Below are 13,720 nucleotides of genomic sequence, written 5' to 3'. Positions count from 1 at the left end.
GAACGTGAAGATCGTTACAGAGCGCGGTGCCGATTGCCCAGCTCTGTGTGCGGTGCGCCCCACCACCGTCACCGAATCCTGGGCAAAATGACGCTTTCCGGTCATGTTCCCTCCGCTTCGGAGTTCACGACCGTCCGCGTCACGCGCGGCCGGAACATGCCGGTGACGATCTCGTAGTGGATGGTGCCGAGCTCGTCGGCCCACTCGGCGGCGGTCGGCTCGCCCCGGTCCCCGGGACCGAAGACGATCACCTCGTCGCCTTCGCGGACCTCGTCGTCGCCGCAGTCCACGACCAGCTGGTCCATGCACACCCGGCCGCGCACCGGCCTGCGCCGCCCGGCCAGCCACACGTCCATCCGGCCGGACAGGCTGCGCGGCACGCCGTCGGCGTAGCCGACCGGCACCAGCGCCAGGTTGGTGGCCTTCTGCGCGGTCCACGAGTGGCCGTAGGAGACGCTCTCACCTGCGGGGACGCGCTTGGTCAGGGAGACCGAGGAGCGGAAGGTCATGGCCGGGCGCAGGCCGTGATCACCGGCCTGCGGCACGGGGTCGAGCCCGTAGACGGCGATGCCCGGGCGGACCAGCTCGAAGTGCAGGTCGGGACGGGTGAGCACGGCGGCGGAGTTGGCGAGGTGCCGGATCGGGTCCAGCCCGGCGGCCCGCGCCTGCTCGTAGGCGCGGGCGAAGCGCTCGGCCTGCATGTCGATCGACGGGTGGCCGGGCTCGTCGGCGCAGGCCAGGTGCGACCAGACGGCCTCGACCCGGATGCGCCCGGCGGCCTCGGCCTTCGCGGCGGCCTCGACCAGCGCGGGCCACAGGTCGGCGGGGCAGCCGCTGCGCGCCAGCCCGGTATCGATCTTGAGGTGGACCCGCGCGACGCGGTCCTGCGCCGTTGCGGCGGCGACGATGCGGGCCAGCGTGGCCTGCGAGGACGCGGAGAGCTCGATGTCCGCGGCGATGGCCGGGCCGAACTCGTCGCCCTCGGTGAACAGCCAGCACAGCACCGGTGCGGTGATGCCGCCCTCGCGCAGCTGCAACGCCTCGCCGAGCGCGGCGACGCCCAGCCGGTCGGCTCCGGCCTCCAGCGCGGCGCGCGCGACGGTCAGGGCCCCGTGGCCGTAGCCGTCGGACTTCACGATCACCATCGTGCGCGCGCCCGAGTCGGCGGCACGGCCCGCGAGAACCCGGACGTTGTGGCGGATCGCATCGACGTCGATCCGCAGGTCGGCGCGGTACACGTGCTGGTCACTCATGGCCCGGTCATGCTCCCACATGCGCCGTCCCGCCCTTCGCCCGACGTGGCCTTTCCCCAGCTCAACGCACTGACGGGACGACCCGCGAACGCGAAATCCACGCCACATCCCACCATCGTGTGGAATCCGCTCGAATCCCGCGCGAAGTTCGGACCTTCACGCGGGTCAGGCGCTCAGGGCTGCGTCCCGGACCGCGCGGATGGCCGCCGGGACCGCCTCCAGCAGGGCCGAGGCACCGATCGGGGCGCCGGCTTCGGAACGCGGGCCGTCGCCGGAGGCGCCGTGGGCCGCGATCTCCGCCGCCAGGGAGTGGACGTGGGCGGCGTAACCGCAGGCCAGCAGGGGTTCGACGCCGGTGGCGAGCAGCGCGCCGATGAGTCCGGTGAGCACGTCGCCGGAACCGGCCGTGGCGGGCCACGCCTGCCGGGCGTCGTTGACCAGGACCCTGCCGTCGGGGGCCGCGATGACCGTGGTGTTGCCCTTGAGCAGCACGAACGCGTCGCAGCGGGCGGCGACCTCGCGGGCGGCCCGGACTCGGTCGGCGCCGAGCTCGGCACCGGCCAGCCGCGCGAACTCGCCCGCGTGCGGGGTCAGGACGAGCGGCGCGTCCGGGTCGCGGGAGTCCCACATCGCGTCGTCGTCGGCGAGGATCGTGATCGAGTCGGCGTCGGCGCACACCGGCCGCCCGGACTCCAGCACGAACCGCAGCACGTCGCGACCGCTGGCGCCCACCCCGATGCCGGGTCCGACCGACCACGCCTGCACGCGTCCGGCGTCGCCGATCGAGCCGGTCGCCACGGTCTCCGGCCAGCGGGCCCGCACCTCGTCGGCGGCGGGACCGGCGTAGCGCACCATCCCGGCGGTGGCCCGCACGGCGGCGCCGGTGGCCAGGACCGCCGCGCCCGGGTAGGTCGCCGAACCGGCGGCGACGCCCACCACACCGGTGCTGTACTTGTCGTCCTCCGGGCCCGGCACCGGCCAGTTCTCGCCGATGTCGGCGGCGTCGAGCAGCGACAGCTCCGGGTCGGGCAGTTCCTCGGTGATGCCGATGCCGACGGCGATGACCTCGCCGGAGCGCACCGCACCGGCCCCGAGCACGTGGCAGGGCTTGAGCCCGCCGAAGGTCACCGTCAGATCCGCCGAGACCGCCGAGCCCTCGACGGCCCCGGTCATCGGGTCCACGCCGGACGGCAGGTCCACGGCCACGATCGGCACGATCACCCGCCGCACCAGCTCGGCCGCGACCGGCCGCAGCGGGCCGCTCCCGGACAGGCCCACGATCCCGTCGACGACGAGGTCCGCGCGCTCCAGCGCGTCGGCGGCCTCGGCGCCGATCCCGGTGGTGTCGGCGCCCGCGCCCTCGGCCGGAACCGCCCGGCCACCGGCGCGGCGGAGCCCTTCGAGCCCGGCCGCGTGGGTCTTCTCCGGCGCCAGCAGCACGGCGGTCACGCCGACGCCGCGCCGACGCAGGAACGCGCCCGCCCACAGCGCGTCGCCACCGTTGTTCCCGGCCCCGACCAGCAGCGCGACCCGCCGCCCGGTGACGCCGCCGGTCTGATCGGCGAGCACCCGCGCGCACTGACCGGCCACCGCGTAGGCGGCCCGGCGCATCACGACGGGTTCCGGGGTCCGGGCGAACAATCGCTGCTCGGCGGCCCGAACCTGGTCAGGAGTCCACACGCCCTGCATCACGGGTCCTCTCGCCCGGGGACAAGATCCGCCGACAGTCTGCCCCAGGCCCGCTGCCACCTCCCGGGTGACACGATTTCAGTGGAAACCCGGGTACCCGATCTCCACTGAAATCGGGGCCCGGACTTCCGCTGAATTCCGGGCCCCCGGGGATCACTCGACGGTGACGGACTTCGCGAGGTTGCGCGGCTTGTCGACGTCGTAGCCGCGGGAACGGGCGATCTCCGCGGCCAGGACCTGCAGCGGGATCGTCGACACCAGCGGCTGCAGCAGGGTCGGCACGGCCGGGATGGTGATCAGCTCGTCGGCGAAGGGCTCGATCTCGTCGTCACCCTCCTCGGCGATCACGATCGTGCGAGCACCGCGCGCCTGGATCTCCCGGATGTTGGAGACCATCTTGGAGTGCAGCAGCGCCCTACCGGTCGGCGACGGCATCACGATCACGACCGGCAGCTGGTCCTCGATCAGCGCGATCGGGCCGTGCTTGAGCTCGCCGGCGGCGAAGCCCTCGGCGTGCATGTAGGCGAGCTCCTTGAGCTTGAGCGCGCCCTCCAGCGCCACCGGGTAGCCGACGTGGCGCCCCAGGAACAGCACCGCCTTCGAGTCCGCCAGCTCCTTGCCGAGCTTGCGGACCTGGTCGACGGTCGACAGCGTCGCGCTCACCGCCTCCGGCATCGCGGCGAGCTCGTTGAACTCGCGCGCCACCTCGTCGGAGTACTTGGTGCCGCGGGCCTGCGCCAGGGCCAGCCCGACCAGGTAGTTCGCCGCGATCTGGGCGAGGAACGTCTTGGTGGCGGCGACGCCGATCTCCGGGCCGGCGTGGGTGTAGAGCACCGCGTCGGACTCGCGCGGGATCTGCGCCCCGTTGGTGTTGCAGATCGCCAGGACCCGCGCCCGCTGGGTCCGCGCGTGGCGCACGGCCTCCAGGGTGTCGGCGGTCTCACCGGACTGCGAGATCGCCACCACCAGGGTGTCGCGGCCCAGGACCGGGTCGCGGTAGCGGAACTCGCTGGCCAGCTCGACCTCGACGGGGATGCGGCACCAGTGCTCGATGGCGTACTTGGCGAGCAGGCCCGAGTGGTAGGCGGTGCCGCAGGCGACGATGAAGACCTTGGTGATGTCGCGCAGGTCCTGCTCGGTGAGCCGCTGCTCGTCGAGGACGACCTGGCCGTGGGCGAAGTGGCCGCGCAGGGTGTCGGCGAGCGCCGCGGGCTGCTCGTCGATCTCCTTGAGCATGAAGTAGTCGTGGCCGCCCTTCTCGGCGGCCGACAGGTCCCAGTCCACGCGGAACGGCTTGGCCTCGACCTCGGCGTTGTCGAAGTCGGAGACCCGGTAGCCGTCGCGGGTGATGGTCACGACCTGGTCCTGACCGAGCTCCACCGCGTCCCGGGTGTGCTCGATGAACGCCGCCACGTCGGAGGCGACGAAGTGCTCGCCCTCGCCGACGCCGACCACCAGCGGCGAGGAGCGCCGCGCGGCCACGATCGTCCCCGGCTCGTCGGCGTGCGTCACGACCAGCGTGAACGCGCCTTCGAGGCGTCGCGCCACGGCGCAGACGCTGGAGGAGAGGTCACCGGCGGTCGGTCCGGCCGCGTAGGCCGCGGACACCAGGTGCGCGGCGGTCTCGGTGTCGGTCTCGCTGGCCATCTCGACGCCGTCGGCCTCGAGCTCGGCCCGCAGCGCGGCGAAGTTCTCGATGATGCCGTTGTGCACCACCGCGACCCGGTCGGTCGAGTCCCGGTGGGGGTGGGCGTTGCGGTCGGTGGGTGCACCGTGCGTCGCCCACCGGGTGTGCCCCATGCCCGCGTTGCCCTCGAACCGGGAGCCGTCGCTCTCGGCGAGCTTCTTCTCCAGGTTCGACAGCGCTCCGGCCGCCCGCTCCACCGCGAGGCCGCCCTCACCGTCGAGCAGCGCCACGCCCGCCGAGTCGTAACCCCGGTACTCAAGTCGCCGAAGTCCGCCCAGCACGACTTCCAGCGCCTGGCGATGTCCTACGTAACCCACGATGCCGCACACGCGAGCCAGGGTAGCCATTCCGCCCGAACAGAACATGACGGAGCCCTGGTGACCCACGTCGCTCAAGGTTCTCCTACCCGCACCGCCGAGCAAGGCGACCACCGGATAACGGTTGACGCGCGCGTGCGCGTAGATCCGCTACCGTTGTCGACCATGGCGCGCAAAGCCAAGAAGCTGCCCTCCGCGAAGCACGCGTTCGTCGAGCTGTCCCGTCGTGGTCCGCACGACGTGCTGCACGGCGACATGGCCCTGGTCGGTCTGCCCGGCACGGTCTGCACCCCGCGCACGGGGACGGGTCTGCCCGCCGTCGTGTTCGGGCACGGCTGGTTGCAGCCGCCGCGCCGCTACCTGGCCCTGATGAGGCACCTCGCGAGCTGGGGCATCGTCGTGGTCTCGCCCGCCACCCACCGCGGCCCGCTGGCCTCGCACCGGCTCTACGCCGAGGACATGCGCGCCGCCCTGGACGTCGCGGTCGGCGTCCGGCTGGGCGAGGGCAAGATCAGCGTGGACGAGAACAAGCTCGGCGCCGCCGGTCACGCGATGGGCGGAGGCTGCGCCGTGCTGGCCGCGGCCGAGGATCAGCGCATCAAGGCGGTCGCCACCCTCGCCGCCGCCGAGACCCACCCGTCGGCCCTCGACGCGGCCCCGAAGGTCAAGGCCCCGGCCATGCACCTCGCGGCCGCCGAGGACCTGCTCACCCCGCCGGTCGCCAACGCCGAACCGATCTCCCGCGCCTGGGGCGGCCCGGTGCAGCTGCGCACCATCAAGAAGGCCACCCACCTCGGCTTCACCGAGGGCGCGCACTGGTCCCAGCTGCTGCTGCACGGCAAGCCGGAGTACACCACCCAGCGCATCACCAAGGGCCTGCTCACGGCGTTCTTCCTCCGCGCCCTCGCCAACGACCGCCGCGGAGACCTCCTGCTCAACGAGAACATCAAGGGCAGCACCATCGACCAGGTCAACACCCACGGGAAACTCGCCGCGTAGACCTTCCCGGAACCCTCCCGGTGCGACGAACGGATGCGGGAGAATCCCGCCCATGACCTCGCCGCAGCCGCCCCACGGTCAGCCCCAGCAGCCCGGTGTTCAGCCACCCGGCTACCCGCAGCAGGGACTTCCACCTCAGGGCCATGCCCAGCCGGGATACCCCCAGCAGCCTGCTCATCCGCAGCAGCAAGCAGGTTATCCACAGGGTTATCCACAGCAGGCGGGACCGCAGCAGGCCGGTTCTGGTCCAGGCCGGATCATCGGGTTCCTCACGGCCGCCATCGCGATCATCGCGGGGCTCGTCGTCCTCTTCGACGGGATGGACAGCCTCCGCGGAATCGTCATGTGCGTGACCGGTGGACTGGTGTTGATCGCGGGCGGTGTCCTGCTGATCCTCCGGCTCTGGTTCGCGCCGTTCGTCGTGCTCGGGGGCGGCGTCCTGCTGCTGGGGAACCTGGTGTGGGCGGTGATCTTCGGGCTGATGACGATGGACCGCGACGACACGATCGCCGAAGCGCTCCTCCCCTTCGCCGGGATCGCGACGTTCCTGCCCGGGCTGGTCGTCACGGTGCTCGCGTTCCTGCCGGTCGTGCGCAAGTCGCTCAAGCCCAAGCCCGGCGGTTCCCGCGCGGCGCAGCCGGTGCAGTTCGGCGGACATCCCCAGCAGGGCGGGTTCGCCTACCCGCCTCAGCAAGCGGGATACCCGCAGCAGCAAGGATTCCCGCAGCAGCCCGGGTATCCGCCGCAGCAGCCCGGGCATCCGCCGCAGCAGCCGGGTGGACCGCAGCAGCCGGGCGGCTATCCGCAGCAGTGACGAATCGGGCCGTGATCCTGGGGATCACGGCCCGAATTGCGTTCAGCGCAGCCAGCTCTGGTTCTCGTAGTCATCGTCGTCGTCGAACACCGGTTGCTGCCGTCGCGGCGCGGGCTTCGGCGGCGCAGGCGGTTTCGGCGCGGCAGGCGGCGGCGAGGGCGGCGGAGCGTTCCGCCGACCGAAGCGCCCGGCCTGCACGTTCCACCCGTTGTCGGCCGGAGGTGCTTGCGGCGCGGGCGGAACCGGCGCGTGGCCGACCTGCTGCGGGGCCTGCGGTTCCGCGGCCTGCGCGGTCGTCGCGGCGGCTTCCTCCGCCTTGCTCTTCTGCGTCGCGTAGAGCTGCTGCCCGAACCGCTCCACCTCGGGATCGGGGTCCACGGTCTCCGGCTCCTCGCCGACGGAGATCTCCTGAACGCCGGACTTCTCGTCGGCGCGGCGCAGGTTCTCAGCGCGCTCGCGGATGCGCTCGACGAGCTTCTGACCCTTCTCCGTGGTCTCCTGCGCGGACTTGTCCGCGGCCTTCGCCGAGTCCGCCCAGCTCTGCTGGACGGCGCGGACGTTCGCCGAGTTCTCCCGCACCAGACCTTCCATCGCGTTGCGGAAGGCCTTGGCGTTCTCACTGATCACCGCTGCACTCCTTCACCGGGATTCACTGATCCCGGTCCTCGCCCAGCACGGACTGGAAGCGCACGTTGGACGCTTCCACCCCGTCGTCGAAGAGCTGGCCCTGGGTGCGCCACGGGCTGTCGTTGGTGCGTTCCTGCTCGCCGCCCTGCTGCCCCTGGCCGGCGCCCATCATGCCGCCCATCATGCCGCCGCCCATCGCGCTCGAACCGCCCTGCCCGTTCTGCGAACCACCGGTCTGCGCACCGGCTCCCGGGTCGCCGCCGAGCGAGGAGAGACCGGTCGACCCCGCGCCTTGAGCCGCTCCTCCAGCGGGATCGCTGCCCAGCGAGGAGAGCCCTGCGGAACCGGAAGGTGCCTGCGCGTCCGGGGCACCGCCGAACAGGTCGCCGGACATGCTCCCGAAGGAGTTCTGCACGCCGTCGCCGGAAGCCCCGGACGAAGCGACTCCCGCGGCTTGCGCGGTGGTGGCCGCCGGGGCACCGGGCACCGGTTCGGCCGTCGTGTCCGCAGCGGGCATCGTGGTGAATCCGCTCGTATCCGCAGCGGGCATCGTGGTGAACCCGCTGGTGTCGGGAGCGGGCATGGTCGTGAAGCCGCTCGTCGCACCGGCTTCCGCGGGTTCGGGAATCGGCGGCGCAGGCGCAGGTTCCGCCGGAGGCGGACCCGGCGCGACCGGGGGCGCTTCCGGCGTCAAGGACTGCGGGGGCTCGCCCGGGTGCGGGCCGCCGACGATGCCGCCCTCAGCGGGAGGAGCCTGCCCACCCAAGGTGGGTGGCTGCGGCTCGTCGCCGAAGTCGATCGTCTGGTTCAGCGGGGGCTGGCCGCCGCCGTTGTCGACGTTGACCTTGATCTCGCCACCGGCGCCCTGCTCCAGCGTGATCGTGCGGTCGCCCTCGTGGATGACCGCGCGCCCGTCGGGACCGGCCTGGACCGGGATCGGCTGCGGCCCACCCGGTGCGGGGGCTCCCGGAGCACCGGGCGCCGGTGCGGGCATGGTCTGCACACCGCCCGGAACCGCACCGGGCTGCCCGGGCATCTGCCCCGGCTGCCCCTGTCCGAAGTCGACCGCGTAGGTCTTGGGCTGGCCGTCCGGCCCGGTCAGCTGGACCTGGGGCTTGCCGTCCGCGCCCGGTTCCTGAACCGTCACGGCGTTCTGGCCCTGGCCGAGCGTGACCTTCTCCCCCTCGGGCCCACCCGGGCCGCCCTGGCCGGGCATGCCCGGGGCCTGCGGCATCTCCGGCATCTCGGGGGGCTTGGGCATCTCCGGAGCAGCGGGCATGGCACCGCCGCCACCACCGGCACCGGCGCCTCCGCCCGCACCGCCACCAGCAGCACCGCCACCGGCACCGCCGCCAGCGCCACCTCCGGCTCCGCCACCGGCACCGCCGCCCGAGCCTCCGCCCTGCTGGCCGCCGGGCTGCTGCTGACCGCCCGGCTTCGGGTCACCGCCCTTGTCGGCCGGCCCGGGGTTCTTGAAGGGGTTCTCCTCGGCCTTGCCCAGTTCCTCGTTGAGCTTCTTCCACGCCTCGTTGATGTTCTTCTTGGTGTCCTCGCACATCTTCACGAACTGATGGGTCGTGTCCTCGACCGTCTTCGCGAAGGTCTGGCGAACGACCTTGCGACACTCGTCGCAAATCTTGTCCTTCACGTCCTGCGTGAGGTCGCCGCAGCTCTCGTCGATCTGGATGTCCCAGATGGAGCACGCTTTGCGGAGCGTGGTGTCGTCATCGGTGCCGTTGGCCACCGTGATGGTGGTGTCCCAGTCCTGCTCGGCCTTGCCGCCGATCCTCGTGGAGTACTGGTCGAGCTCCAGCGCGGCGTTGGCCTTCGTCTGGATCAGCGACGAAACGGCCTTCACCGTCTCCTTGGTCGTCGACGCACCGTCGCTGACCGTCTGGATCACGCGCTCCTGCGCGGTGGGGGTGAACTTCGACGAGAAGAAGTCCTGCGAAGCATCGGACGCACCACCGGTCCAGCTCTTCCACAGACCGCCGAGCTTGTCGGACATGGTCTGCATCGACTCCCGCATGCCCTTCTCGGCTTTTTCGAGGTCGTCGATGTTCTTGGCGAACTTGTCGAAGTTCAGCCGGCGCTGCTCGTCGTAGTGCTCCTTGATCTTGTCGAGCTTCGGGACCTTGCTCTTGTCGTTGTAGTCGTGCTGGATCTTCTCGTAGAGCGGAACCCAGGTCTCGAAGAACTTCAGCCCCGGCTTGCCGGCGTCGAGCAGCTCGTCCCCGGATTTGGCGCCTGCGCCGCCGTTCTCACCGTTCTCGGACTTGCGCTTGACGTCTTCGAGCTTGTCCTTGCCGTCGCTGACTGCCTTGTCGTGCGCCTTCTCCGCCTTCGCGGCCTTGTCGGCTTCGCCCTTGGCGTCCTTGTAGGAGTCCGTGAGGTTCTGCTCGGCGTCCGCGTTGAGGAAGCCCTCTCCCGCTAGACGCCAGGAGCCGTCGTCGTACTTGTCAAGGTAGGGCTCGACCTCGTCATTGATGCCATTTCCCCAGATCTCGTCGGAGTTCTGGGCGTAAGCGAGAGTGAGCTGGCGCTTCTTGTCGTCCGAGACGTTCGGGTCGTCGAGGACGGTCTTGACGTCTTCCCACTTCGGGAGGTCGTCCGACATCAGTTACCCCCAGACTTTCCGACGGTGCTGGCCGCATCAGCGTCGGACCAGGTGTAGCCGGAGCCGCTCTGCTCCAGCTTCCCGGCGAAGTCGTCCATGCCGTCGGCGAGGCTCGCGACGCACTTGGAGATCTTGTCCATCGCCTGCTGGTAGGGCTGGAAGTTCTCGCCGTGGGCCTTGCCGAAGTCGGCCTGACCCATCCCCATGTCGGCGATGTCCTTGCTGTGCTTGTCGCGGACGGGATCCGCCGCAGCACGAATGCTTCCTCCTACCGATGAGAACTCACCGGCGTTGGCCCCGAACCCGGTCACCCTTCCCCCTCCATCCGAAGAACCCGCCGTCGCTCGCACGGCGCTCAAGCACAGGTTCCGACGCGAACCAAGACGGTCTGGTTCCTCATCTTGGCAGGAAAGAGGCCCGCGGAAGGCCGGAACGACCAGGTACTTGCAACCGCGAAGGCATCACTGCTGCGGCGGGTACTGCTGCTGCGGATTGCCCCACTGCTGAGGGGTTTGCGGGAGTTGAGGCATCTGGCCCCACTGCTGCGGCGCCTGCACGGGCTGCTGCGGCGCCTGCGGATGGCCCCAGGCCTGAGGCGCGTGGGGATAGCCCTGCTGAGCTGGTCGTTTCTTGAACACCAGGAATCCACCGAGGAAGCCGAGGCCACCTCCGATGACGAGCCCGACCAGCAGCCAGAGTCCGATGAACACGCGTGTCCCTCCATCCGTCCTCGATTACCTCGCGAACCTATCGGACGCGAGGAGACGGAGGTGAGCGCTCAGTGCATGAGGGTGTGGAGGCCCCAGCCCTGGGCGAGGACCACTGCGAACACCAGTGCGCCCAGGAGCAGGCAGAGGAGCGGGACGATCAGGATCGTCCAGACGTCGCCGAGGAGGCGCATCGGGATCTCACACCTTGTGGTGGCGTCGGTTGACGTACCAGGAACGGCCCTCGTGAGCTGCGTTGACAGCCTTGAGAGCTCCGATCATCAGCGCTCCGAACGCGATGATCCCGACAACGAGCCCAACAGCGATGAGCCCGACAACCATGGCGACGACGATGGCACCCATGTGAGCAGGGTCTCACAGAATCAAGCTCCGTGGAGACCCAAATCACAAAGATCACCGGATAGCGGAGACAATCTTCGCCAGTCTGTCCGCGATGTCCTGCGCGTCCTGTTCGCTCGCGGCCTCGACCATGACCCGGACCAGCTGCTCGGTGCCGGACTGGCGGAGCAGGACCCGACCGGTCTCGCCCAGCTCGGTCTCGGCCGCGGCGACGGCCTGGGTGACCTCGGGCGCGACGACGGCCGCGGCCTTGTCGGCGACGGGAACGTTGATCAGCACCTGCGGCAGCCGGCGCATGACCTTCGCCAGCGAGGACAGCGGGGTGCCGGTGGACGCGACGCGGCCCATCAGGCGCAGCGCGGTGAGCAGACCGTCGCCCGTGGTGGCGTGGGCGGGCAGCACGACGTGGCCGGACTGCTCGCCGCCCAGCGAGTAGCCACCGGCGCGCAGCTCCTCCAGCACGTAGCGGTCGCCGACGGCCGTGGTGCGCAGCGACACCCCGTGCTCGCGCATCGCCAGGTGCAGACCGAGGTTGCTCATGACCGTCGCGACCAGCGTGCCCTCGGCCAGCTCACCGGACTCGCGCATGTCCACGGCCAGGATCGCCATGATCTGGTCGCCGTCGACGACCTCGCCCGCGGCGTCCACGGCCAGGCAGCGGTCGGCGTCGCCGTCGTGCGCGATGCCCAGGTCGGCGCCGTGCTCGACCACCGCCGCCTGCAGCACATCCAGGTGGGTGGAGCCGACGCCGTCGTTGATGTTGAGACCGTCCGGCTCGGCGTTGATCGCGATGACCTCGGCGCCCGCGCGGCGGTAGGCGTCGGGGGCCGCCTCGGAGGCGGCGCCGTTCGCGCAGTCGACGACGACCCTGAGGCCGTCGAGCCGGTTCGGGGCCGCGACCAGCAGGTGATCGGTGTAGCGGCGCAGCGCGTCCGGGACGTCGCGGACGCGACCGACGTGCACGCCGGTCGGGCGGTCCACCTGCTCGCCCAGACGGGTCTCGATCTCGTCCTCCAGCGCGTCGGGGAGCTTGTTGCCACCGGCGCTGAAGAGCTTGATGCCGTTGTCCGGCATCGGGTTGTGCGAGGCGGAGATCATCACGCCGATGTCGGCGCCCAGTTCCTTGACGAGGTGCGCCAGGGCCGGGGTCGGCAGGACTCCGATGCGCTCGACGTCGGCGCCGGCCGAGGTCAGGCCCGCCACGACGGCGGCCTCCAGCATCTCGCCGCTGGCCCGCGGGTCACGGCCGACCAGCGCCACCCGGCGCCGGGAGTCGTCCCGGTCATAGAGCACGCGAGCGGCGGCGGAGCTCACCGACATCGCCAGTTCCGGCGTGAGATCGCCGTTGGCCAATCCGCGCACACCGTCGGTGCCGAACAACCGAGCCATCAGCAGCAAGTCCTCCTCGTGTCTGCGACCGGTGGCACACAGCCTCGCACAACCGGTCGGTCGGCACTCCACAGCGGTCCCGGACAGTTTTAGCCATTACTGCCCATGATCAAAGTCCGTTTTGCCCGGTCAATTATGACTAAAACTGTCCCCACCCCGACAAACGACTGCGGGAGCAGGCCCGCCCGGAAAGGAACGGACCTGCTCCCGCAGGTGATGCTGGGGTCGCGTCAGCGCTTGCTGTACTGCGGCGCCTTGCGGGCCTTCTTGAGGCCGTACTTCTTGCGCTCCTTCTCCCGCGAGTCGCGGGTGAGCATGCCGGCCTTCTTCAGCGCCGGGCGGTCCTCGGAGTCGAAGGCGGTCAGCGCGCGAGCGATCGCCATGCGCAGCGCACCGGCCTGGCCCGAGGGGCCGCCACCGCTCAGGGTGGCCAGCACGTCGAAGTTCTCAACGCGCTCGACGGTGACCAGCGGCTCCTTGATGAGCTGCTGGTGAACCTTGTTCGGGAAGTACTGCTCGAGGCTCTTGCCGTTGAGCTTGAAGCCGCCGTTGCCCGGCACCAGCCGGACGCGGACCACGGCTTCCTTGCGACGACCCACGGTCTGCACCGCGCCACCGGCCGGAACCGGAACCGGGGCGGGAGCCGGGGCCTCGTCGACGGTCTCCTCGGCGGCGACGGCCTCGACCGTCTCCTCGGCAGCGGTCACTGCCTCTTCCTGCTGCAGTTCTTCGTCAGTCACTTCTCGACCTTCGCCTTAATCTCGAACGCCTGCGGGTTCTGGGCCTGGTGCGGGTGCTCCGGACCGGCGTAGACCTTGAGCTTCTTGCCCATGGCCCGGCCGAGCTTGTTCTTCGGGAGCATGCCCTTGATCGCCTTCTCCAGCAGCCGCTCGGGGTGCGAGTCGAGCACCTGGCCGAAGGACTGCTTGCGCAGGCCACCCGGGTACCCGGAGTGCCGGTAGTGGAACGCCTGCTCGCGCTTGTTACCGGTGAGGGCCACCTTCTCGGCGTTGATGATGACGACGAAGTCACCGGTGTCGACGTGCGGCGCGTAGGTCGGCTTGTGCTTGCCGCGCAGCAGCGTCGCGGCCTGAGTTGCCAACCGGCCGAGCACCACATCCTCGGCGTCGATCACATGCCAGGCGCGGGTCACCTCGCCGGGCTTCGGGCTGTACGTGCGCACGGGTCTACCTCGTCGTCGTTCGCGTCGGAATCTCAGTGCGGAGCCCGTCTCGATCACGCCGGACGGTTCACACGAGGT

At 70.6% G+C, this 13,720-nt stretch carries 14 protein-coding genes; 2 read left to right on the top strand and 12 right to left on the bottom strand.

Annotated features, from left to right (window positions below):
* Positions 1-101: 101 nt before the first annotated feature.
* From alr to glmS, 3 genes are all read right to left on the bottom strand, one after another.
* Complete coding sequence (gene alr / locus REH65_RS20120; protein ID WP_406688655.1) at positions 102-1,253, bottom strand: alanine racemase; 1,152 nt, start codon at positions 1,251-1,253, stop codon at positions 102-104.
* Positions 1,254-1,418: 165 nt separating this feature from the next.
* A complete protein-coding gene (locus REH65_RS20115) occupies positions 1,419-2,942 on the bottom strand; it encodes an NAD(P)H-hydrate dehydratase (protein WP_406688654.1) in 1,524 nt (507 codons plus the stop codon).
* Positions 2,943-3,095: 153 nt separating this feature from the next.
* Positions 3,096-4,958: a glutamine--fructose-6-phosphate transaminase (isomerizing) gene (gene glmS / locus REH65_RS20110; protein ID WP_406688653.1), complete on the bottom strand. Its 1,863-nt coding sequence runs from the start codon at positions 4,956-4,958 to the stop codon at positions 3,096-3,098.
* A gap of 153 nt (positions 4,959-5,111) precedes the next feature.
* On the opposite strand from glmS, the gene REH65_RS20105 reads away from it, so the two are divergent.
* Positions 5,112-5,945: a dienelactone hydrolase family protein gene (locus REH65_RS20105; protein WP_406688652.1), complete on the top strand. Its 834-nt coding sequence runs from the start codon at positions 5,112-5,114 to the stop codon at positions 5,943-5,945.
* A gap of 52 nt (positions 5,946-5,997) precedes the next feature.
* Positions 5,998-6,759, top strand: coding sequence for a hypothetical protein (locus REH65_RS20100; RefSeq protein ID WP_406688651.1), 762 nt, complete (start codon positions 5,998-6,000; stop codon positions 6,757-6,759).
* Between the two features lie 42 nt (positions 6,760-6,801).
* Here the strand turns inward: REH65_RS20100 and REH65_RS20095 are convergent, their stop codons facing one another.
* The 9 genes from REH65_RS20095 to rplM form a co-directional block, all read right to left on the bottom strand.
* Positions 6,802-7,386 (bottom strand): hypothetical protein, encoded by a 585-nt coding sequence (locus tag REH65_RS20095; protein WP_406688650.1) that lies wholly within the window; start codon positions 7,384-7,386, stop codon positions 6,802-6,804.
* 22 nt (positions 7,387-7,408) lie between these two features.
* Positions 7,409-10,003: a hypothetical protein gene (locus REH65_RS20090; RefSeq protein ID WP_406688649.1), complete on the bottom strand. Its 2,595-nt coding sequence runs from the start codon at positions 10,001-10,003 to the stop codon at positions 7,409-7,411.
* Positions 10,003-10,314, bottom strand: a complete 312-nt coding sequence (locus REH65_RS20085; protein ID WP_406688648.1) for a hypothetical protein — start codon at positions 10,312-10,314, stop codon at positions 10,003-10,005. The genes REH65_RS20090 and REH65_RS20085 overlap by 1 nt, the downstream gene beginning before the upstream one ends.
* Before the next feature lie 150 nt (positions 10,315-10,464).
* The gene (locus tag REH65_RS20080) at positions 10,465-10,713 is read right to left on the bottom strand and encodes a hypothetical protein (protein WP_406688647.1); all 249 of its coding nucleotides are present in this window, start codon (positions 10,711-10,713) and stop codon (positions 10,465-10,467) included.
* Positions 10,714-10,781: 68 nt separating this feature from the next.
* The gene (locus REH65_RS20075; RefSeq protein ID WP_406688646.1) at positions 10,782-10,904 is read right to left on the bottom strand and encodes a hypothetical protein; all 123 of its coding nucleotides are present in this window, start codon (positions 10,902-10,904) and stop codon (positions 10,782-10,784) included.
* A 7-nt stretch (positions 10,905-10,911) separates the two neighbouring features.
* Positions 10,912-11,073 carry a hypothetical protein gene (locus REH65_RS20070; protein WP_281455348.1) on the bottom strand — a complete coding sequence of 54 codons (162 nt, stop codon included), beginning with the start codon at positions 11,071-11,073 and terminating at the stop codon, positions 10,912-10,914.
* Between the two features lie 51 nt (positions 11,074-11,124).
* A complete protein-coding gene (gene glmM / locus REH65_RS20065) occupies positions 11,125-12,459 on the bottom strand; it encodes a phosphoglucosamine mutase (RefSeq protein WP_406688645.1) in 1,335 nt (444 codons plus the stop codon).
* A gap of 230 nt (positions 12,460-12,689) precedes the next feature.
* Positions 12,690-13,199: a 30S ribosomal protein S9 gene (rpsI, locus tag REH65_RS20060; RefSeq protein ID WP_406688644.1), complete on the bottom strand. Its 510-nt coding sequence runs from the start codon at positions 13,197-13,199 to the stop codon at positions 12,690-12,692.
* Positions 13,196-13,642 (bottom strand): 50S ribosomal protein L13, encoded by a 447-nt coding sequence (rplM, locus tag REH65_RS20055; protein WP_132624452.1) that lies wholly within the window; start codon positions 13,640-13,642, stop codon positions 13,196-13,198. The genes rpsI and rplM overlap by 4 nt, the downstream gene beginning before the upstream one ends.
* Positions 13,643-13,720: the final 78 nt, after the last annotated feature.

It is taken from the genome of Saccharopolyspora sp. ID03-671, from assembly GCF_045278815.1.
Classification (GTDB): Bacteria; Actinomycetota; Actinomycetes; order Mycobacteriales; family Pseudonocardiaceae; genus Saccharopolyspora; species Saccharopolyspora ipomoeae.
The sequence above is the reverse complement of the archived record's forward strand: the minus strand, read 5'-3'. Positions and strand labels throughout refer to the sequence as shown.

Bases quoted from the DNA above. Each gene is read 5' to 3' on its own strand.
- alr (WP_406688655.1), bottom strand. From the start codon at position 1,253: ATGAGTGACCAGCACGTGTACCGCGCCGACCTGCGGATCGACGTCGAT.
- REH65_RS20115 (WP_406688654.1), bottom strand. From the start codon at position 2,942: ATGCAGGGCGTGTGGACTCCTGACCAGGTTCGGGCCGCCGAGCAGCGA.
- REH65_RS20105 (WP_406688652.1), top strand. From the start codon at position 5,112: ATGGCGCGCAAAGCCAAGAAGCTGCCCTCCGCGAAGCACGCGTTCGTC.
- REH65_RS20100 (WP_406688651.1), top strand. From the start codon at position 5,998: ATGACCTCGCCGCAGCCGCCCCACGGTCAGCCCCAGCAGCCCGGTGTT.
- REH65_RS20090 (WP_406688649.1), bottom strand. From the start codon at position 10,003: ATGTCGGACGACCTCCCGAAGTGGGAAGACGTCAAGACCGTCCTCGAC.
- REH65_RS20075 (WP_406688646.1), bottom strand. From the start codon at position 10,904: ATGCGCCTCCTCGGCGACGTCTGGACGATCCTGATCGTCCCGCTCCTC.
- REH65_RS20070 (WP_281455348.1), bottom strand. From the start codon at position 11,073: ATGGGTGCCATCGTCGTCGCCATGGTTGTCGGGCTCATCGCTGTTGGG.
- glmM (WP_406688645.1), bottom strand. From the start codon at position 12,459: ATGGCTCGGTTGTTCGGCACCGACGGTGTGCGCGGATTGGCCAACGGC.